Here is a 20,355-nt window from a genome sequence, read left to right on the forward strand (position 1 = left end):
AAGGGCGCTTAGCTCAGCTGGTTCAGAGCATCTCGTTTACACCGAGGGGGTCGGGGGTTCGAATCCCTCAGCGCCCACAAAAAGGCAGTCAGAAATGACTGCCTTTTTTATTTTGCACTGTTTTTATTGAAAATGAAAACTATGTCAGAACTTAAAAGACATAAAAAAAGTGGCCGATTTTCAGCCACTCTATATTTTTTATTGTCTTTCTTTACTCACCTTAGGTGTGGGTAAGTCAGGCAAACCCAGCATCTCTTTTACGGATTGATAAGACATGTCTCGTCTTCCGTTACTATTCCAGAACTCTCCCGGTACTACCACTACTCTTATAAGCCAATTATCAGTATCATTAGCACCCAATAAATCTAGATCGAAGTCACTATCCAGGAATAAGATTACCTTGTTTTTAGTGAAATCGAATTTGTATTGTAAAATTCCTAATTCATCTATAAGAACCGTTTCAGGGAGTGGCCACCAAATTTCATCTCCGTTACTATCTTCTCCTTGAAAGAAATAGACTAAAGTAACATCAGAGTCATAACCCTCAAAGTCATTGGGGTGGTTTAATGTTACACTGTAGTCATTGGCAGCGGTGAAGCTTACGTTTTCATATTCGAATACATGAGCTAATTCTCCAACTCCATCCTGTCCGTTTAATCCATCTAATCCTGGAGGGCCCTGTGGACCTTCACATGAGGCGAAAAATAAAGTAGCAAAAACTGCTGTAAGTATAAAAGTAAATCTTTTCATAGCTGAAATCTTTTGGTATAGAAAGTTTTATCCAAAAATAAGGCCAATCTTTTGATTGGCCTATATTTAATTGAATGTCAATATTTTATGTAGTGAATCTAGTTCTTTTTCTTTTGTTTTTGCTCTTTTAAGAACTCTTCAAAATCAGCTTCATCACCATATTTGTCTTCATATAAAGCATCCAGAGTTTTTTCGTATTCTTTGTTGTATTCCAACCAATGCTCTATTGCGCTGAAATAAACCTGAGCTACGTCTTTTACTCTGCTACTGGTAGTGATTCCTTCAATAGTCAAATCCTTTTTGCCTAAAAGAGGTATCTCCTTTTCGTTATCCTGGTATAAAGCTTCAGCATAAGCGATAGGTCCTTTTACCACTCTGGTAAGATAGAGGTTACGGTGATAAACTCCTGTAGAAAGATCAGACAGAATAGAATAGTTCTGAGCGAAACCAAAGTCATTGTCAACAGGTACAGCGTCTACCTTTAATTCATCATTTAATGATTTTATGATGTTAGATGCAAATACATTAGACTCTTCCAGATCGTGAGATACTAATAATCTAAGTAGCTCAAATCTTTGATCAAGCTGGTCTGAGCCATCTATTTCAAAGCCCAAGAAAGAGCCTGGAATAAATACCATGCTATAGTTTTCTTTAACAGGTTTTAAGTATCGCTCGTCATAACGAGGATTGTTTTCGCTGGCGTTGTAGTGAATTACCAAGGTAAGATCTGGCTTAAACTCATTGATCTTTTCAGCTCTTTTTACGAAGTCCATGTTTCTGAACACATCATAAAAGAGCATGAAATCAGTAGCTTCACCGCTAAGGAAATAATCAAGTTTTTCTCTGTTAAACCAGTCACTTTTATAGCCTTTGATGATATCGTCTTTTATTTCAGTCTTCTTCCACTCTTCAAAAGTGTTGCCCATAGAACTCTTTCCATAGTCATGAGTAAGCATTACTTCTGCTCCGTTATCTTCCAACTGCTTCTTTAATACTAGAGCAGTAGTATAGGCAAGGTTAGCTTCGAAAAATGTGATATCTTTCTTTTGCTTGTAAAACTTGCCTTCAGTTTTCACATATCTTTTTTCAAGAACGGCTTGCTCAAAATCTCCTGCCATATGTCCTGGATCAAGAGCTATTTTAAGGCCTTTGAATTTGCTCACGGGATATCTGGCAGGGTCCACATGGGTATCATTAATACCGTAGAAATAGGCAGTGCCTTTTCTTTGAAGAATGTCTATAATATCTTCATTGGATTTTGTTTTGAGAAGGTCAACCAGATGAGGCATTTCTCTCCAATGAACAATAAACTCGGGTTTGTTAACTTTTTGTGTAGTAGGATAAATATAGAGGCCTCTATCATTAATCACCACGTTATCCATACATTCTGCCTCTTTGCACAAAAATTCGAGGTTTCTCGTAACCCTATCACGGTAAAATGTTTTTACTGGAATGGGGTCAATTTCTTGTGCCAAAGACAAGGAAAAAAAGGTGGCCGATAAGGCAAGACTAAAAAATAACCTGAAGAATGAATTTTTCATGAATCAGTGAATTAAACCTTTAACTTTCTAATTTTTTAGATAAAATCAAAGCTATTGATCTATATTAATTTAATTGGTTTTGATTTTTTTACCAAAGTTAAAAGCATCATACGATAAGTATACTGCTATACCAAGGTAAATAAGTATAAATGCTATGAATACCAGGTCTCTCTGGCCGAAGTTGATCTGCCTTCTTACCCCGGTGGAGCCATACTCCGGCTGGGTGTTAAGAACGGCTATATCTAATATCATTTTCGGTACCGCCAGATGCTCTCTTACGAACATGGCCCAGTTCATATCACCTTTGGCTTCATAGCCTCGGGCATCTACTCCAAAGTACCAAGACAAAAACAGTGCCCGTTGTAAATGGAAGCCCTGACTTACGATAACCACATCATGCAGGCCAAAGTATCTTTTGGACCTTACAATGGAGTCCAAAGTACGAAAACCGGCAAAATCCAGCTTAATGATGCTCTTAGGGATTCCTCTTTTTACAAGGCTCCGCATCATATCTATGGGCTCGTTATAATTGGGACTGCTGTTGTCTCCACTTATTAGGATTCTGGCTACATAGCCTTCATCATAAAGTTCTTTTACGGCATCTATTCTTGATGTGTAATACATGTTTTCATGCACGCCATCTTGCAAAAGCTTGCTGGTGCCGAGTAAAAGCACAGTGTATTTTCTTTTTTCCAGATCATCTATTTTACTGGCTATCCTTATGTTAGAATAAAAATCTACGAATAAGTTAGCCATGAAGATGAAGAGTAAGGTAGTAAAAAGAAGGCTCAATTGCCTCTTTCCCATCCAAAGAAGACCATCCAAGAAAAACTTGCCAGAATAAAATCTGTCCAGTTTATGCAAGATGAAATGATCCACAATACTATGGATAACCAAAATAGTGGCAGCCAGAAAAAGTAGGCCGAGCACATTCCAACTATCCATGTTAGAAAAATAGCCTCGAGTCTCATCCCAAACAGATGAAATAGTCTTTCTTCCATTATTAAGATCTGATAATAAAGTGGTTATGTCAGAATAGTAGAATGGAATAAGAAAAAGAACAACTAATAAGACAAGAATAAATAAGAAAAGTAAAAACTTTAGTCCTTTCATGGAAGCAAAAAATAAGTACACTACTCGCTTAGACGAGTAAATGTATAATATAACTTGTTACCATGGGAATTTTTCCTGTTAAAATTATGAGACCATGTAAGAACTTATATTAAATTAATGTTCTTTGCCGTTTGCGTCATTGGTGTTCTCCGAAAGTGGTGGCTGGCCGCCGGTTATTCCATATTGTACAACTTCTTCTGGTGTGTTATCTATCTTATTTTCAGCAGTCTTTTCTTCAATAATGCCTAATCTCAGGGCTCGTCTTTTCCACTTTTGTCGGGCATAATCCTGCATATCTTCTACGTTATCATACTCGTCCATAATTTCTTCCCCAAGTAAGGTTTCCATTACATCTTCCATGGTGAGCAAGCCGGAAACGCCGCCATATCGGTCTGTGGCCAAAGCGATATGTTCTTTACTTTCCAGGAATTTATCCAGAAGAACAGGTAGCCTCATCTCTTTGCTGATCATTAAGATATCTCTTTTGATATCCACTAGTTTCATATCGTGGTTGTCCTCAGCCATTTGTGTAAGTACATCGTGCTTATGAACATAGCCGGAGATGTCATCTCTGTTTTCGAGGAAAACAGGGATTCTGGAAAATTTAGAAAAGTCTTTATTCTTATATAAGTGTACTATGGTATGGCTGTCTTTTACCATAACCATTACGGTACGTGGAGTCATAATATCTTCTGCAGTAATATTTCTGAAGCGGATCATGTTTTTCAGCATCCTTGATTCCATTTCGTGAAATATGCCCTCCTTATGGCCCAGATCGGCCATAGCTGAAACTTCATCTCTGCTTATAGATGATTTCTTCTCATTACTAGAAAGTATTTTGGTAATACCCTGTGAAAGAAGAACCAGAGGGTACATAAGGAAAATCAGAATTTTAAGCGTGCTGGCCGTGAACTTTCCTAAATGCCTCCAATAACTGGCGCCAATAGTCTTAGGTATAATTTCAGAAAATATAAGGATGAGCAGTGTAAGCGCTGCAGATACTAAGCCTAAGTAATCGTCTCCAAATACTTTGGCCGCCTGGGCACCAACTCCAGCAGCACCTACGGTATGCGCGATAGTATTAAAACTAAGAATAGCCGCTAATGGCTTGTCTATTTCATTTTTAAGCTTGCCTAGTCTTTCACTAAGGGCATATTTTCCTTTTTCTTTCAGAGATTCTATGTACGACGGCGTAATTGAAAGTAGTACAGCTTCTAATACAGAGCATAGAAAAGAGATGCAAATGGCTAGTGCCAGGTATAATATTAGTAAACCCATATTCTACAATAATTTCAAAACATGTGCTATTGTTTAAAAATCAGGCGGTTATCATTTTTAAATTGCTGGTAATCAGTTGTATAGCAGGTTGTGAAATGAAAAGCTTTAGGTTCAATTCTCCTGGATGTTGGGTAATGAAATACGCATATCTTGGTAATGTTAAGTTCTCAATATGCCACAGTAAGCTTAGAATGACTTTTTGTATATTTGATTTTTCAAATAGAATAAAGCCGTGCATAACATTAAAAACCTAACACCTTCCTTTTGGCTTCTATGCCTTATCATCGCCATTGGCGCCTGTCAAAGCAAAGTGGAGAAGCCATCTACTGCTGTAAATCAATTTTCGGATAGTGTCATAGCCCAAATTTATGACCTTGGTGATAAACGGGACACCGAAGCTTTATTAGGATATTTCGATAATGAGAATGCAGAGTATAGAGCTAAGGCCGCTGAGTTATTTGGCTCTGTGCAGGATAGCATGGCTATACCAAAGTTAGGTCTGATGCTGAATGATGATAGCCCGAAGGTAAGAAAGGCAGCTGCCTATGCACTGGGACAAAGTTATGACAGCAGTGCGGTAAGGTTTTTAGCGGAAGCGTTAAGCACTGAAGATAGTTTACTGGTGCGCAGGGAGATATTTGAAGCTATGGGTAAAGTAGTTACTCAGCCACAAATCGAACTTCTTTATAAAAGAAATATTGAAGAGGGTGATAAAGAAGGTCTTGCCTGGGGTATCTATCGCGCTGGATTAAGAAATGTTTATGATGGAGTGACTACAGAGTGGGCTGTTAACCTGCTCGATAGCTCCAATAACTATGAAACAAGATTAGGAGCCGCGCATTACCTGGCTCGTACCAGAGATTTGGAATTGGCCAAATATAAAAAGCAGCTGATCAGTGCTGCTACTACAGATACAGCGCCTAATGTAAGAATGGCTATTGTACAGGCACTGAGAAACTTGTCACCTTCGTCAGACATCAGCGATCTTGTTACAGAAATAATCATGTCTAAAGCTGATTATCGGGTGAAGATCAATGCTTTAAGGACCTTAGGTCAATATGATTATGAGGCTATTCAGAAGGCAGCTTATAATGCGCTTAAAGATGATAATGTCAATGTGGCTGTTACTGCTGCTTCGCTGATAGATCAAAAGGCAGATTCTACTGATGAAGTCTATATTACTGAGGAGGCCTTGAAGGCCGTAAACCCAAGAGTAAAAGCAGCATTGCTAGGTACAGCACTGAAAATTACAGATAGTAAAGATGAAATTTTCAGACAGATTAAAGAGCAGTATGAAAATAGTGATGATCCTTATTTCAAAGCCGATCTGCTTACAGCTTTATCTTCTTACTTAAAGGCCTATGAGTTTATCATTACAAAAACCTTTGATGCTAATCACCCAGCCGTTTCTACTGCAGGTATCAGTGCTTTGGTGTCGTTGAGATATAGCCAGGATTTTCCAGATGAATTGCAGCCTGCTTTTGCTGACATTTTTAAGCAATCTATGGAGTCAGGAGATATTGCTATGGTGGCGATTGTTTCACCAGTATTGATAGATTCAACGCTTCATTTTAAAGAGGCTTATGATAGTATTCAGTTTCTATATACCGCAAAATCTAAATTATCACTGCCAAAGGATAACGAAGCCTTGCAAGTACTCAATAAAACTATTGCCTATTTTGAAGGTAAAGAGGAGCTGCCGGAGACTAAAAATGAATTTAATCATCCTATAGACTGGGGTTTCGTAAAGAATATACCTCAAAATCAAGAGGTTGTAGTTAAAACCGAAAAAGGAGATATCACCATGAGAATGTTAGTGAATGAGGCGCCAGGATCGGTGGCCAACTTTATACAGCTGGCAGAGAAGGGCTATTTCAATGGTAAAAACTTCCATAGAGTAGTGCCTAATTTTGTGGTTCAGGGAGGTTGTAATCGTGGTGATGGCTATGGTGGTGAAGATTATTCCATCAGATCTGAATTTGCCAACTTACGCTATCAGGATGGTTCCGTTGGTATGGCTTCTGCCGGAAAAGATACAGAAGGTACACAATGGTTCATTACACACTCGCCTACTCCGCATTTAGATGGCAGATATACTATATTTGCACAAGTAACCGAAGGCATGGATGTAGTGCACCAAATTGAAGTGGGCGATCTTATCCAGTCGGTAGAGGTGAAAGGTAATAATCGAGAACAAAAAACAAAGTAATCACGGCATGTCCGCATCAGTTCAGACGCAAAAACTAGGTATACTTGGAGGAGGCCAGCTGGGTCGTATGCTTATTCAATCCGCCTTAGATTTTAATATCGATATTCATATTCTAGATCCCGATGAAAATGCACCATGTAAGAATGTGGCCAGCACTTTTACGGTTGGTTCATTGAAAGACTATGACACTGTTTATAATTTCGGTCAGTCTATGGACATCATCAGCATCGAAATAGAAAGTGTAAATGTTGATGCGCTGAAGGCTTTGCAGGCAGAAGGAAAGAAAGTATTTCCGCCGCCGGAGGTAATAGAGCTTATTCAGGATAAGCGTGTGCAGAAGCAGTTTTATAAAGATAAAGGTATACCTACGGCGGATTTCATACTTACTGATACCAAAGATGAGGTTAAGGCTAAGGCAGGTTTTCTGCCAGCTGTAAATAAGCTGGGTAAAGACGGATACGATGGACGTGGAGTTCAGATTCTTCGCTCTGAAGCAGATCTGGATAAAGCCTTTGAAGCTCCTAGTTTACTAGAGAAACTTATTGATTTCAAAAAGGAAATCGCCGTAATAGTGGCCAGAAATGAGTCTGGAGACATCAAAACATTTCCAGTGGTAGAGCTGGTATATCATCCGGAAGCGAACCTGGTGGAATACCTCTTTGCCCCAGCGGAAATATCAGATGAAGTGGATGAAAAAGCCAAGGAGATCGCTACCACAGTCATTAAAGAACTTGATATGGTAGGATTGCTGGCGGTGGAAATGTTCGTTACTAAGCAGGATGAGGTTTTAGTAAATGAAATAGCTCCCAGACCTCACAATAGCGGCCACCAAACCATAGAGGCAAACCATACTTCTCAATATGAACAACACCTGAGATCAATCTTCAATTTACCCTTAGGAAATACTGACCTTATACTTCCTTCTGCGATGGTTAATTTACTTGGCGAGGAAGGGTTTACTGGTATTGCCCAGTATGAAGGTTTGCCTGAGTGTGTAGCAGAAAAAGGGGTGCACGTACATCTGTATGGCAAAAAAATGACAAAGCCATTTCGTAAAATGGGCCATGTAACCATAGTGGAGGCCGATGTTGAGCTATTGAGAAAGAAGGTTGATTTTGTTAAAAACACATTAAAAGTAAAAGCATAAGAATATGAGTAAGCCACAAGTAGGAATTATTATGGGCAGCCAGTCTGACCTAAGAATTATGAAAGACGCTGCAGAAATTTTAGAGGAATTAGGCGTAGAATATGAGCTTACTGTCGTTTCGGCACATAGAACTCCTGAAAGAATGGTGGAATATGCTGAAGGGGCCAGAAAGAAAGGTCTTAAAGTGATCATTGCTGGTGCAGGCGGGGCTGCTCACCTTCCGGGAATGGTAGCATCCATGACTACTTTGCCAGTAATTGGTGTACCAGTAAAGTCAAGCAACTCTATTGATGGTTGGGATTCGGTATTATCTATTTTACAAATGCCCGGAGGTATACCCGTAGCTACTGTAGCGCTAGATGGAGCCAAGAATGCTGGTATATTGGCAGCTGAGATGATTGGTGCTTTTGATAATAAAATAGCAGATAACCTGGCCGATTATAAGAAGCAATTGAAAGAAAAGGTATTAGAGTCAGCCAAAAATATAGAAGCTAATGGCTGGCGTGGAGGCAAGATAGGTTTTTAGTGACTATCTAAACTTTTCTGATTATATCCCTAAAACTCAAAAATGTTAAAAAAGGTCTTTGTTTTAGTTATTTGTCTGTGGGCCAACCATTTATACGGTCAAAAAGGTGCTCCTTATGACATAAAGGATGCTGGAGCAGATTATAAGAAAAAGTGTGAAAGCTGTCTGAAAATGATTGAATCTAAACCTCGGGAAGTGGGGTTTAGTGTAAGGGATGATGGCGAATATATCTACTTCTTAACCAACGACCATGAATGGTTATTTCAGCTATTAGATGGCAACAATGATGGTATTGCTATTGATATAGTTACCAAAAACCAGTTTAAATGTGGCTCTAAAAACAGCTATAATGAAAATGCGTTATACAAGGGCTACCTGCTGCCGCCTTTGTATAAAAAAGACCTGGAAAAGCTGGGTGAAATTTATGATAGAGGTTATTATAAAGTAGCTGTAGGTAAGCTTCCGCCCCAATTCAGGAATATACAAGTAGAATATAATATTCTGTTTCTGGATAATAAATATAACTGCTACTACCAGTCTTTTTACAATATAGAAGGAACCAAGTGGGAGTTATTGGAAACCGGTCTTTTCGTGGACACGCTTCAGAATTTATCGGATATAGATAAGTCCATTATTTTAAATAAGCGGTTCAAGTTTGAAATTCCTTTTGAGAAGAACAAGTATGATTATCAGGAGTCAGACATAAGGCCGGTTTATGATTCTTTGCAGCTTTATAATTATGATATAAAAAGCCTGACTATAGAGGCTTACACGTCAGTTGAAGGTTCTAAAGAAATTAATGAGGAGCTTCAGGAGAAAAGAGCTAATTCAATCGTAAAGGCCCTGGAGTCTTTCCAGCAGCACGATATAGAAAAGGAAATAATAACTGCCGAAAACTGGGTAGATTTCTTTAATGACATAAAAGGAACTTCCTTTGACCAGTGGGGGAGATGGAACAAGTCAAAAATTAAACAAGAGCTGGTAAATGATAACCTGGATAGATTAGAGCCTATTTTATCTAACCATAGAAAAGCTATCTTATACTTATCGTTAGAAAAAAAGGTGGATTACCATTTTACCAGTGAAGAGGAGGTGGTAAAACTGTTTGACGAAGCTGTAGCCAAGGACGACGTGCAAGCCGCTTTAGACATTCAAAAGGCAGCCTACTATCATGTACAGAACGAATTACTTCCGGAAACATTGATTGATAAGCTGGAAATACCTCAAACCAGTATTTTTGGGCCGGTTTATAATAATAGTGTGGTATACAAATACACTTATGCTCCTCAAAAGATCAACCATGCTATAGCTGAGTTTAAAAAACTTCACGAACTGCTGCCTGATAATTCAAGAGTATTATATAACCTGGTGTCTCTTCAACTTAAAGCCTTAAGTTATAATGACCCCTTGGTGGATCAAAAGCAAGTGTTGAGCAGCATTAAAGAGTTGGAAGATACCGATCTTGATGAAAGCCTAACTGATAGGTTAAATATTAATTATGGAATTATAAGAAGTGAGCAGCTAGAACTTCAAAAGAAATACAAAGAGCGAACGGAAATGGTAAAATCAATTTATTATATCTATTCCTCAACGGATCTTTCGGCTGAAGACGCGCTTAGCCTTGCCAAGTATTTTGTGTCCTACTACCAATATGCATGGGCTATGTCATTGCTTGAGCCTTATATACAGCAAATAGATACCTCGGAAGATTTATTATTCTATTATATCAATCTTACCATCATTCATGACGATATGGTGAACTCAGAATCTTATAGGTCATTATTAATTAATGCAGCCAACAAGGATAAAGATAGATTCTGTAAGCTATTTGATAGCTCTATTGACGGGGGAATTACTTTTCAGCTTCTCACTAAGAAGCGGTTGAAAGATCAATACTGCGATAGTTGCGCAGAGTAACAGGTAGAGCGGCCTTCTTTAAAGTATAATGCCTCAATCTGGCTTTTATAACACTTTGAAGAAGGCCGCTTTTTTTATGCTTTCACTAGAAAAGACTCCAGGTCCTTCAGGTTTATTTTACCTTCATAATAGGCTTTACCGAATATTACGGCAAATACGCCCATATCATTCAGGCGCTTAATGTCATCCACGTTTCTAACTCCACCACTAGCTAGCACACAAATGTCCGGGAAGGTATCTATCAATTTCTTGTAGAGATCAAAAGAGGGGCCCTCCATGGTTCCATCTCTGGCTATATCTGTGGTTTTCACATACTTAAGGCCTCTTGAATAGAAATATTCAATATGATCGAACAAGTCTATTTCAGTAGACTTTTGCCACCCTCTAATGGCTATTTTGTTATCAATGGCATCTGCTCCAAGTGTGATTTTTTCTCTACCATAGGAGATGATCCATGAGGCAAATTGCTCTTTGCGGGCTACAGCTACACTGGCCGCTGTAATATACTTAGCACCATATTCATAAGCCTTGCTGATGTCTCCATCGGTATGAATACCACCGGTGAAATCTACTTTTAGATTAGTATAAGCAGCTATGGTTTCAAGTATATGATAATTTACAGGCTGGCCTCTTCTGGCTCCATCTAAATCTACCAGGTGTACTACATCTATACCGTGGTCTTCAAAACTCTTGGCCAGGTCCAGTGGGCTTGCATCGTACACCTTCTCTCTGGATAAGTCTCCTTGCTGTAGGCGGATAACTTTTCCCTCATTAATAACAATAGAAGGTATTATTTGAATCATTGCAAATCAGGTTAAAAGGTTAAGGTCAAAACTCTCTGTAGTAATGCTACCGCTGACCCTTCAAAAAATTCAACAGATTTTACCTTTGTTTTCGTTCAGGATCAAACAGAAAAGTACGAAAATTACAGAAGATTTACAAGATTGCAAATAGGTGCGAAAGGAAATTCTCGTTCCTTTTATTCTATTATAAATTGATGAGTTTGAAGCCCTCTCCATGAATGGTAAGGATTTGAATAGATTCATCTGCCTTCAGGTATTTTCTGAGTTTGGTAATGTATACATCCATACTTCTGGCATTAAAATACGAGTCATCACCCCAAATACTGTTAAGAGCCATGCGTCTTGAAAGTACCTGATTTTGGTGCTGACAAAGTAGCATTAGCAAGTCATTTTCTTTAGTGGTAAGCTTAGTACTATCCCCATTGTTTTCCAGAATTCTTCTGGTAGGGTCAAAGGAGTAACTACCCAAAGTATAAATAACCGGTTTGTCAGTGATCTCTGGCCCTGACCGGCGTAAAATGGCCTTCAGTCTTAAAAGAAGCTCTTCCATACTAAAAGGCTTCGTGATATAGTCATCAGCACCTATGGTCAGTCCTTTTATAGCATCTTCTTTCATAGATTTTGCAGTGAGGAAAACCAGGGGAATGTGCTTATCCTGATTTTTTATCTCCTGAGCCAGCGAGAAACCATCACGTTTAGGCATCATGATATCTAAAATACATAAATCATAGCGGCCTGGAGAGAAGGCCTTTAGGCCTGAATCGCCATCTCTATGAAGGTCTGCTTTATAACCTTTTAACTCTAGATATTCTTTTAGTATCTGACCCAGATTTTGGTCATCTTCTACTATCAGTAAACGTTTCTTATTCTCCATCTTTGTAAGGTAAAAATACACTAAAGGTGCTGCCATGATTAACGGCAGATCTCACTGAGATGTCTCCTCCGTGCATATTAACAATTGATTTTACGTAGCTCAAGCCTAAGCCGAAGCCTTTCACATCATGTCTGTCACCGGTATGAACCCGGTAAAATTTATCGAAGATGCGTTTTTGCTCTTCCGGCCTCATGCCCTGGCCTTTGTCGCTCACATCTATCACCACACCATCTTGCCTGTTACTAGTGGCTATGCTTATTTCAGGATCATCCATAGAATACTTTATGGCGTTATCCAGCAGATTTAAAATAACGTGAGATAAGTGCTCATAATCACCATAAATTATCGGGTTGTCGGCATCTAGATCCATATGCATCTGGCCGTTTCGAGCTTCTAGCTGCACATTGATTTTCCCAGCTATATTCTGAATAAGCTCATTAATTTCTACTTCAGATTTTTTTAGTTCGAATGAAGGCTTGTCTAATAATGCTGATTGCAAAACCTTCTCCACCTGATTGGCCAACCTGTTATTTTCATCTTTGATCACATCCAGATAGCGCAGAAGAATGGCATCGTTTTGCCTCATTTCCTGCTCATGTAGTGCCTCGCAAGCCAGCCCAACCGTGGCTATCGGAGTCTTCAGCTCATGAGTCATGTTATTTATGAAGTCATTCTTGATCTCTGATAGTTTTTTCTGCCTTATGATAGTGTATATCGCATAAGTGAAGCAGCCAATAATGATCAAAATAAAAATGACCGAGGTGGCCAATGTGGCCCATATTTTTTTAAATAGGAAAGCATTCTCATCAGGGAAGTTTACCGTTAAATAATGAGTGCTGCCAAAAAGATCATTAGGGAAAAGCCTCGCTCTTAAAGGAGAGTGAGTGATTTCACTGATCTTTTCATTGGAGCTGGTATAGATAACCGTATCTAGAAAAGGACTCCAAACGGCGAAGTTATAATTGAGGTCAATACCTTTATCAAAAAACTCCTTTTCCAGCATCTTTTTTAATATAGATGGGTCTATTCTTTCATCCACATCTCTTTTTTTGCCGAACATTTCTTCGATAACCACATTTACCACCTCTGATTTTTTTAACCTTTGATTCTCCGGTGGTGCTCCAGGATGAGGCAGGTTAAACCAAAAAGCATGTTTTTTCCAGATCAGCGAGAGATCAATGGGGCTGGTATCGTCAGAGGAGTACTCCATAGTAGGTACGCCAAATGTTAAAGTGCTCTGAGTCAATAGGTTAGGATATACTCGTAGAATGTTATGAGTGAAATCATATGCATCTTTCTTTTCCAGCCGCTGTGCTACCAGTTGAAGAGACTGCTGCACCTTTTGTTCGAACTGCTTCTGATTGAGTTTAATGGCATTATTTATCCAGTACACCTGAAAGCTAGTGAGGCCTATCAGTGCAATGGACATGAGGGTGATTACCATCCATATAATGCTCTTCTTCATTCAGATTTTACAGTGTAGCGCTAGTATTATTAATAACAATGATACCCTTTTAAGTTGGCTAAAGTTTCGATTTAACCAAATTTAACTGGAAATGACCATGCTTGCAGAATATGAATTATTCCTTTTCAGGGCAATTCTGAAGCTGTTTTTCTAAAAACATGTACCTCTTTTTATATATTTGAGCTTATTTTAAAAATAATGGAATTAAAAAACGACACTTATCAGCTTCAAGGCTTAAATGTGACCGATATAGCGAAAGAATTCGGCACGCCAGTGTATGTGTATAACGCAGACAAAATAGTAAGCCAGCTACAGAATTTGAAGAATGCTTTTTCTAACCAGGAGTTAAAGATAAAGTATGCTGCCAAGGCATTGACCAACATTTCAATTCTGAAGCTTATGAAGAAGCATGGAGCTGGTGTGGATGTAGTTTCCATTCAAGAAGCTCAGTTAGCTCTAAAGGCTGGCTTCACCCCTGATGAAATTTTATTTACTCCTAACTGTGTATCATTTGCAGAGCTACAGCAGGGAGTAGACATGGGGCTTATTATTAACATTGATAATATTTCTATACTTGAGCAGTTTGGTCATAAGTATAGAAGCAGCGTGCCTTGCTGCATTCGTTTAAACCCACATATTATGGCGGGTGGAAATGCAAAAATTTCTACTGGCCATGGTGATTCTAAATTCGGAATTTCCATTTATCAATTACCACATTTACTTAGAGTGGTAAATACCAATGATATTCATGTGGTGGGGCTTCATATGCATACCGGGTCTGACATTCTTGATGCAGAAGTATTCTTGAAAATGGCAGAAATCCTCTTTGGTGTGGCTGGTGATTTCCCAGATCTTGAGTTTATTGACTTTGGTAGCGGTTTTAAAGTAGGGTATAAGCCTAACGATATAGTAACAAATGTTTATGACCTGGGTGTAAAACTGGGTAAAGCTTTTGATAAATTCTGCGAAGCGTATGGCAGAAAGCTTGAAATGTGGTTTGAGCCAGGTAAATATCTGGTAAGTGAGTCAGGATACTTCCTGGTAAGTGCTAATGTGATTAAAACCACACCTGCCACTGTGTTTGTAGGTGTTGACTCTGGTATGAATCACTTGCTAAGACCTATGATGTATGATGCGCACCACGAAATAGTGAACGTGTCTAACCCTAAGGGTATTCAGAGGGTTTATTCTATCGTAGGATATATCTGCGAGACGGATACGTTTGGCTGGGACAGAAAGCTTAACGAGGTGAGAGAAGGTGACGTACTTGCCATTAAGAATGCAGGAGCTTACGGATTCAGCATGTCCTCTAACTACAACTCTCGTTACAGACCAGCAGAAGTATTAGTTTATGAAGGCAAAGCGCATCTGATAAGAGAGCGTGAGACTATGGATGATATTCTAAGAAATCAGGTAGAAATAGAGATTTAATCTATTTCTACCTGATAAGACATAAAAAAAGCTGCTTCATGTGAATGAAGCAGCTTTTTTTATAAAGATTTTTCCCTTAAGCTTCTACAGAAACGAAAGATCTGTTGTTTCTTCCTTTTTTGAAAGTAACAGTACCATCAACAAGAGCAAATAATGTATGATCTTTTCCGATACCTACATTTTGTCCTGGGTGATGCTTTGTTCCTCTTTGTCTTACAATGATGTTTCCAGCTACTGCGTGCTGTCCACCGAATATCTTAACTCCAAGTCGTTTACTTTCCGACTCTCTACCGTTTTTAGAACTACCAGCTCCTTTTTTGTGTGCCATGTTCGTTAAATGTTTTTATTATACTAAGTATTCTTTCCTTTAATTACCTGATAGACTATTCTTCAGTTTTAGTCTCTTCAGTTTTCTTCTTAGAAGATTTCTTTGAGCTCTTTCCTAAGATGTCTTCAATTTGGATCTTAGTAAACTCCTGACGGTGACCATTTTTCTTCTTGTAACCTTTTCTTCTTTTCTTTTTGAAAACGATTACTTTGTCACCTTTTACATGACCCAGGATTTTTCCTGATACTTTGGCACCGTCAATTAAGGGTGCACCTACTTCGATTGTATCGCCATCACCAAATAACAATACGTTACCGAACTCAACGGAAGCGCCTTCTTCGCCCTCCATCTTCGGAGCGTATACGAATTGGTCTTTTGTTACTTTGAACTGCTTTCCGGCTATGTCAACTATTGCGTACATGTAACTTATAATATTTAAAAATTGGAGTGCAAAGTTAAACTAATTATCTAAAATTTCAAACACTGCTTCACACTTAACGCATTTTTTCCCTTTATATATTAAGGTGTAACAAAGATCCTTCACGCTTGCTTCGCTTGCTTACGCCGCTTGCCTTGCTTGAAATTATTTCCATCATAAATTTTAACTTATTATCTTTGTTATAGATTATGAAACTCAACATTCCGGAAAAGTACGCTGATCTATACTTAAAGGCACTTTCTGAACGCAAACGCACTCTTGAAGATAAGATTGAAGAGTTCAAAAAGGAGATAGAAGATATAGATAATCACATAAGCGCTCTCACAAGCATCCCTATTTTTCAGGATAACCTTCCGGTAAATACCTATCAAAAAAAATCTAAAACTTATAGGGAAGAATGGCCCTGGTCACGTAAAATCACTTATTATCAGGAGCTTACAAAGCAGCTGATGACTTCTTCTGAGGTTGTAGATTTTATTATGAGCAAAGAACCCACATTAGATAAAAATAAGGTCAGAAGCTCCATTTCAGCCGCTTTATCCAACAAACATCGGTCTGGCGATTATACGAAATTCGTTGATCCTGTGACAAATAGCGCTTACTATGGGCCGCCCGAATGGTTCGTAAGTAAAGATCAGCCGCACCTCACCTATGTGCCCAATGATCTGAAGAAAAGACTCATCGGGCAGTAAGTTCATGTAAGAAATTGTGCTTCATGAAGCGCTTGAGAGCTTGATTCTGTGGAAAACTTTTTGAGATTTTTTTTAGGCCGTTTTTGACGCACTGAGGGCAAACTAACAATTCAAATTTTGCTTGTAACTATCTGTATAGTAGCGAATTAAGCACTTATCCACATCTGAGTGTTGAATACCTTCTCTGGCTTTGATTTTTAGTCCCAATTGTTAATTTTGTATGCAGATTCAACGGCATACAAGCACGTGACCGTTCTAGATTATCCTTGTAATTTTTAGAACAGAAATTCGCATTTAATAAAAGAGACCATCAAGGTCATTTTTTAATAACATCAAGTTTTCAACTTAAACGGCAAATAATGAGTGATTTTACAAACACCCAGGAGGAACCTATTCTAAAGGAGAACAAAAACAGGTTTGTACTATTTCCTATTCAACATGACGATATATGGGAATTCTACAAAAAATCTGAAGCCAGTTTTTGGACTGCAGAAGAGATTGATCTGGGTCAGGATTTGAGGGATTGGAACGCCTTAAATGATGGAGAGCGTCACTTTATATCTCATGTATTGGCCTTTTTTGCTGCTAGCGATGGTATAGTAAATGAAAACCTGGCTGAGAACTTTGTAGCTGAAGTACAATATACTGAAGCCAAGTTCTTTTACGGTTTCCAGATAGCTGTTGAAAACATACACTCAGAAACCTATTCATTATTAATAGACACCTACATAAAAAATCCGCAGGAAAAAGATAAGCTGTTTAACGCAATAGATACCATGGATTGCGTTAAAAGAAAAGCTGACTGGGCCCTTAGATGGATTGATAAAGGAAGTTTTGCTGAAAGACTTATTGCTTTTGCTGCGGTTGAAGGTATTTTCTTCTCAGGTAGTTTCTGTTCTATATTCTGGTTAAAGAAAAGAGGTTTAATGCCAGGCCTGAGCTTCTCTAATGAGCTTATCTCTAGAGATGAGGGGCTACACTGCGATTTTGCCTGTTTACTTTATAATAACCATGTGGTAAACAAGCTGCCTAAAGAAACTGTTATTGAAATCATTAAGGACGCTGTAACCATTGAAAAAGAATTTGTTACAGATGCTCTTCCAGTTTCTTTAATAGGGATGAATGCCGAATTGATGTGCCAGTACATCGAGTTTGTGGCAGATAGACTTTTAAATGAGCTTGTAGGTGAAAAAATTTATGGAGCAAGTAACCCATTTGACTTCATGGAAATGATTTCTCTTCAAGGAAAAACAAACTTTTTCGAGAAAAGAGTGGGAGATTATCAGAAGGCGGGCGTGATGAAGAAGAATGATGACGATTCCCCTAAATTCTCATTAGACGAAGACTTTTAATTTTTTTAAATTTTTAATAACCCATAACCCCCGATTAAAATGCTAGTAATAAAAAGAGACGGAAGGCGTGAGTCCGTCAAATTTGATAAAGTCACTGCAAGAATTGAAAAACTATGCTACGGCCTTGATATGAATTATATTGAGCCGGTAGATATTGCCAAAAAGGTTATTAACGGAATTTATGACGGTGTTACCACTGTAGAGCTAGACAACCTGGCTGCTGAAACAGCTGCGTCTATGACTACAAAGCACCCTGATTTTGCTCTTCTTGCTGCAAGAATGGCTATCTCTAATCTTCATAAGGTAACTAGCAAGTCTTTCTCTAATACTATGAAGAGACTTTACACTTATGTAGATCCTAAAACCGGAGAAAATGCTCCGTTGATATCTAAAGAAGCGTATGGGGTTATTAAGAAAAATGCTGCTTTATTAGATTCATCGATAATATACGATCGGGATTTCAACTACGATTATTTCGGGTTTAAAACATTAGAAAGATCTTACCTAATGAAAGTAGAGGGTAAGATTGTGGAAAGACCACAGCATATGCTTATGAGGGTGGCTGTAGGTATTCATATGGATGATGTTGATTCTATCATTGAAACCTACAATTTATTAAGTGAAAAATGGTTTACTCACGCTACACCAACACTTTTTAACGCAGCTACTCCTAAGCCACAATTATCTTCTTGTTTCCTATTAACTGTACAGGACGATAGTATTGATGGTATTTATGATACACTTAAACAATGTGCAAAGATTTCGCAGTCTGCCGGGGGTATTGGTTTAAGTATTCATAACGTAAGAGCTACAGGATCATACATTAAAGGTACAGGTGGAGTTTCTAACGGTATAGTTCCTATGCTTAGAAACTTTGACATGACTGCCAGATATGTCGATCAGGGTGGTGGTAAGAGAAAAGGAAGTTTTGCCATCTACTTAGAGCCATGGCATGCTGATATCTTCGATTTCCTTGATCTTAAGAAAAACCATGGTAAAGAAGAGCTTAGAGCTCGTGACCTTTTCTACGCGCTTTGGATCTCCGATCTATTCATGAAGAGAGTAGAGAATAACGAAATGTGGTCATTATTCTGCCCTAACGAAGCTCCAGGATTAGCTGATTGCTACGGAGAAGAGTTTGAAAAGCTTTACTTAAAGTATGAGAAAGAAGAGAAATACAGAAGACAAGTAAAAGCTCAGGACCTATGGTTCGAAATTCTTGAGGCACAAATAGAGACTGGTACTCCTTATATGCTATATAAAGATGCTGCCAACAAGAAGTCTAACCAAAAGAACTTAGGTATTATCAAGTCTAGTAACTTGTGTACTGAAATTATGGAATACACTGCTCCTGATGAAGTAGCTGTGTGTAACCTGGCTTCAATAGCTCTACCTAAGTTTGTTGCAGAAGATGGTACTTTCGATCATCAGAAGCTATATGATATCACAAAGGTGATCACCAAAAACCTGAACAAGGTAATTGATGTGAACTACTACCCTGTGAAAGAAGCTGAGTACTCTAACTTAAGACACAGACCTATCGGTATTGGTGTTCAAGGTTTGGCAGATACTTTCTTAATGTTAAAAATGCCTTTTGAATCTGAAGAAGCAAGAGGTCTTAACAAAGACATTCATGAAACTATCTACTTTGCTGCTATGACTGCTTCTATGGAGCTTTCTAAAGAGCACGGCCCATATGAAACATTCAAAGGATCTCCGGTATCTAAAGGTATCTTCCAGTTCGATATGTGGGGTGTAACTCCAGACTCTAACCGTTGGGATTGGAATGCATTGAAGCAAGAAGTGAAAAAGAATGGTGTGAGAAACTCATTACTTTTAGCTCCTATGCCTACAGCTTCTACTTCTCAGATCTTAGGAAACAATGAGTGCTTTGAGCCTTATACTTCTAACATCTACACTAGAAGAACATTATCAGGAGAGTTCATTGTAGTGAACAAGCACCTAATGAAAGATTTAATTGAAATTGGCCTTTGGGATGATTCAATGAAAAACAGACTGATCGAGGCTAACGGATCAGTTCAAAATATATCTGAGATTCCTCAAAAAATTAAAGAACGTTATAAAACGGTTTGGGAAATCTCTCAGAAAGCAATTATTGATATGGCTGCAGACAGAGGAGCATTCATCTGTCAGAGTCAGAGTATGAACGTTCATATTCAAGATCCTAACTTCGGAAAACTTACTTCAATGCACTTCTATGCATGGAAAAAAGGTCTGAAAACAGGTATGTATTATTTAAGGTCTAAAGCTGCTGCATCAGCTATCCAGTTTACTGTAGATAAGTCTGCCAAGAACGAACCAGTAGCTAGAAATGCTGAGATTAGCGAAGAGCAAAATCGTGCAGATATGGCCTGTTCACTAGATAACCCTGATGCATGCGAGGCATGTGGAAGTTAATTAACTAGTGGTTTGATGAAAAAAGTCCCGGTCTTTGCAGGTCGGGACTTTTTTATTGCCCAGATTTTACGA

At 38.5% G+C, this 20,355-nt stretch carries 17 protein-coding genes and 1 tRNA gene; 9 read left to right on the forward strand and 9 right to left on the reverse strand.

The annotated features are described in order from the left end of the window. The first annotated feature begins 2 nt into the window (after positions 1–2). Positions 3–77, forward strand: a tRNA-Val gene (locus LVD16_RS04975). A gap of 121 nt (positions 78–198) precedes the next feature. Here LVD16_RS04975 and LVD16_RS04980 read toward each other — a convergent pair. The 4 genes from LVD16_RS04980 to LVD16_RS04995 all read right to left on the reverse strand — a co-directional run bounded on the left by LVD16_RS04980 (position 199) and on the right by LVD16_RS04995 (position 4,682). Next, the gene (locus LVD16_RS04980; protein WP_233772675.1) at positions 199–750 is read right to left on the reverse strand and encodes a hypothetical protein; all 552 of its coding nucleotides are present in this window, start codon (positions 748–750) and stop codon (positions 199–201) included. A 98-nt stretch (positions 751–848) separates the two neighbouring features. Continuing rightward, positions 849–2,291, reverse strand: coding sequence for an N-acetylmuramoyl-L-alanine amidase (locus tag LVD16_RS04985; protein ID WP_233772677.1), 1,443 nt, complete (start codon positions 2,289–2,291; stop codon positions 849–851). Between the two features lie 69 nt (positions 2,292–2,360). Continuing rightward, on the reverse strand, positions 2,361–3,404 hold the full coding sequence (locus LVD16_RS04990) for a SanA/YdcF family protein (RefSeq protein ID WP_233772680.1): 1,044 nt from the start codon (positions 3,402–3,404) through the stop codon (positions 2,361–2,363). Positions 3,405–3,518: 114 nt separating this feature from the next. Next, complete coding sequence (locus LVD16_RS04995; protein ID WP_233772682.1) at positions 3,519–4,682, reverse strand: CNNM domain-containing protein; 1,164 nt, start codon at positions 4,680–4,682, stop codon at positions 3,519–3,521. Positions 4,683–4,914: 232 nt separating this feature from the next. Here LVD16_RS04995 and LVD16_RS05000 point away from each other — a divergent pair, with 232 nt between their 5' ends. From LVD16_RS05000 to LVD16_RS05015, 4 genes are read left to right on the forward strand one after another with little or no spacing between them, the layout of a single operon-like run. After that, positions 4,915–6,891, forward strand: coding sequence for a peptidylprolyl isomerase (locus tag LVD16_RS05000; RefSeq protein WP_233772684.1), 1,977 nt, complete (start codon positions 4,915–4,917; stop codon positions 6,889–6,891). Between the two features lie 7 nt (positions 6,892–6,898). Then, the gene (locus LVD16_RS05005) at positions 6,899–8,038 is read left to right on the forward strand and encodes a 5-(carboxyamino)imidazole ribonucleotide synthase (protein ID WP_233772686.1); all 1,140 of its coding nucleotides are present in this window, start codon (positions 6,899–6,901) and stop codon (positions 8,036–8,038) included. Positions 8,039–8,042: 4 nt separating this feature from the next. Continuing rightward, entirely contained in the window at positions 8,043–8,564 is a 522-nt protein-coding gene (purE, locus tag LVD16_RS05010; RefSeq protein ID WP_233772688.1) for a 5-(carboxyamino)imidazole ribonucleotide mutase, read from the forward strand. A 42-nt stretch (positions 8,565–8,606) separates the two neighbouring features. Continuing rightward, a complete protein-coding gene (locus LVD16_RS05015) occupies positions 8,607–10,481 on the forward strand; it encodes an OmpA family protein (RefSeq protein ID WP_233772691.1) in 1,875 nt (624 codons plus the stop codon). A gap of 74 nt (positions 10,482–10,555) precedes the next feature. Here LVD16_RS05015 and LVD16_RS05020 read toward each other — a convergent pair whose 3' ends face one another. The 3 genes from LVD16_RS05020 to LVD16_RS05030 form a co-directional block, all read right to left on the reverse strand. Continuing rightward, positions 10,556–11,284 carry a 1-(5-phosphoribosyl)-5-[(5-phosphoribosylamino)methylideneamino]imidazole-4-carboxamide isomerase gene (locus tag LVD16_RS05020; protein ID WP_233772693.1) on the reverse strand — a complete coding sequence of 243 codons (729 nt, stop codon included), beginning with the start codon at positions 11,282–11,284 and terminating at the stop codon, positions 10,556–10,558. 184 nt (positions 11,285–11,468) lie between these two features. Continuing rightward, entirely contained in the window at positions 11,469–12,158 is a 690-nt protein-coding gene (locus tag LVD16_RS05025) for a response regulator transcription factor (protein ID WP_233772695.1), read from the reverse strand. Further along, positions 12,148–13,623 (reverse strand): sensor histidine kinase, encoded by a 1,476-nt coding sequence (locus LVD16_RS05030; RefSeq protein ID WP_233772697.1) that lies wholly within the window; start codon positions 13,621–13,623, stop codon positions 12,148–12,150. The genes LVD16_RS05025 and LVD16_RS05030 overlap by 11 nt, the downstream gene beginning before the upstream one ends. A 198-nt stretch (positions 13,624–13,821) precedes the next feature. On the opposite strand from LVD16_RS05030, the gene lysA reads away from it, so the two are divergent. Then, entirely contained in the window at positions 13,822–15,054 is a 1,233-nt protein-coding gene (lysA, locus tag LVD16_RS05035; RefSeq protein WP_233772699.1) for a diaminopimelate decarboxylase, read from the forward strand. Positions 15,055–15,130: 76 nt separating this feature from the next. Here lysA and rpmA read toward each other — a convergent pair whose 3' ends face one another. Beyond that, positions 15,131–15,382, reverse strand: coding sequence for a 50S ribosomal protein L27 (rpmA, locus tag LVD16_RS05040; protein ID WP_233772701.1), 252 nt, complete (start codon positions 15,380–15,382; stop codon positions 15,131–15,133). Positions 15,383–15,437: 55 nt separating this feature from the next. Next, a complete protein-coding gene (gene rplU / locus LVD16_RS05045) occupies positions 15,438–15,803 on the reverse strand; it encodes a 50S ribosomal protein L21 (RefSeq protein ID WP_233772703.1) in 366 nt (121 codons plus the stop codon). 206 nt (positions 15,804–16,009) lie between these two features. Here rplU and LVD16_RS05050 point away from each other — a divergent pair, with 206 nt between their 5' ends. From LVD16_RS05050 to LVD16_RS05060, 3 genes are all read left to right on the forward strand, one after another. Beyond that, positions 16,010–16,513, forward strand: a complete 504-nt coding sequence (locus LVD16_RS05050) for a hypothetical protein (RefSeq protein WP_233772705.1) — start codon at positions 16,010–16,012, stop codon at positions 16,511–16,513. Between the two features lie 359 nt (positions 16,514–16,872). Beyond that, complete coding sequence (locus LVD16_RS05055) at positions 16,873–17,865, forward strand: ribonucleoside-diphosphate reductase small subunit (protein ID WP_233772707.1); 993 nt, start codon at positions 16,873–16,875, stop codon at positions 17,863–17,865. Between the two features lie 39 nt (positions 17,866–17,904). Next, entirely contained in the window at positions 17,905–20,283 is a 2,379-nt protein-coding gene (locus LVD16_RS05060; protein ID WP_233772710.1) for a ribonucleoside-diphosphate reductase subunit alpha, read from the forward strand. Positions 20,284–20,355 lie beyond the last annotated feature (72 nt).

This window comes from Fulvivirga ligni (genome assembly GCF_021389935.1).
GTDB classification, from domain to species: domain Bacteria; phylum Bacteroidota; class Bacteroidia; order Cytophagales; family Cyclobacteriaceae; genus Fulvivirga; species Fulvivirga ligni.

What these genes read in the sequence shown, in the direction of transcription:
- LVD16_RS04980 (WP_233772675.1), bottom strand. Translation starts at nt 750, where the DNA reads ATGAAAAGATTTACTTTTATACTTACAGCAGTTTTTGCTACTTTATTT.
- purE (WP_233772688.1), top strand. Translation starts at nt 8,043, where the DNA reads ATGAGTAAGCCACAAGTAGGAATTATTATGGGCAGCCAGTCTGACCTA.
- LVD16_RS05015 (WP_233772691.1), top strand. Translation starts at nt 8,607, where the DNA reads ATGTTAAAAAAGGTCTTTGTTTTAGTTATTTGTCTGTGGGCCAACCAT.
- rplU (WP_233772703.1), bottom strand. Translation starts at nt 15,803, where the DNA reads ATGTACGCAATAGTTGACATAGCCGGAAAGCAGTTCAAAGTAACAAAA.
- LVD16_RS05030 (WP_233772697.1), bottom strand. Translation starts at nt 13,623, where the DNA reads ATGAAGAAGAGCATTATATGGATGGTAATCACCCTCATGTCCATTGCA.
- LVD16_RS05060 (WP_233772710.1), top strand. Translation starts at nt 17,905, where the DNA reads ATGCTAGTAATAAAAAGAGACGGAAGGCGTGAGTCCGTCAAATTTGAT.
- LVD16_RS05025 (WP_233772695.1), bottom strand. Translation starts at nt 12,158, where the DNA reads ATGGAGAATAAGAAACGTTTACTGATAGTAGAAGATGACCAAAATCTG.
- LVD16_RS05055 (WP_233772707.1), top strand. Translation starts at nt 16,873, where the DNA reads ATGAGTGATTTTACAAACACCCAGGAGGAACCTATTCTAAAGGAGAAC.
- lysA (WP_233772699.1), top strand. Translation starts at nt 13,822, where the DNA reads ATGGAATTAAAAAACGACACTTATCAGCTTCAAGGCTTAAATGTGACC.
- LVD16_RS05005 (WP_233772686.1), top strand. Translation starts at nt 6,899, where the DNA reads ATGTCCGCATCAGTTCAGACGCAAAAACTAGGTATACTTGGAGGAGGC.
- LVD16_RS04990 (WP_233772680.1), bottom strand. Translation starts at nt 3,404, where the DNA reads ATGAAAGGACTAAAGTTTTTACTTTTCTTATTTATTCTTGTCTTATTA.
- LVD16_RS05020 (WP_233772693.1), bottom strand. Translation starts at nt 11,284, where the DNA reads ATGATTCAAATAATACCTTCTATTGTTATTAATGAGGGAAAAGTTATC.
- rpmA (WP_233772701.1), bottom strand. Translation starts at nt 15,382, where the DNA reads ATGGCACACAAAAAAGGAGCTGGTAGTTCTAAAAACGGTAGAGAGTCG.
- LVD16_RS04985 (WP_233772677.1), bottom strand. Translation starts at nt 2,291, where the DNA reads ATGAAAAATTCATTCTTCAGGTTATTTTTTAGTCTTGCCTTATCGGCC.
- LVD16_RS05050 (WP_233772705.1), top strand. Translation starts at nt 16,010, where the DNA reads ATGAAACTCAACATTCCGGAAAAGTACGCTGATCTATACTTAAAGGCA.
- LVD16_RS04995 (WP_233772682.1), bottom strand. Translation starts at nt 4,682, where the DNA reads ATGGGTTTACTAATATTATACCTGGCACTAGCCATTTGCATCTCTTTT.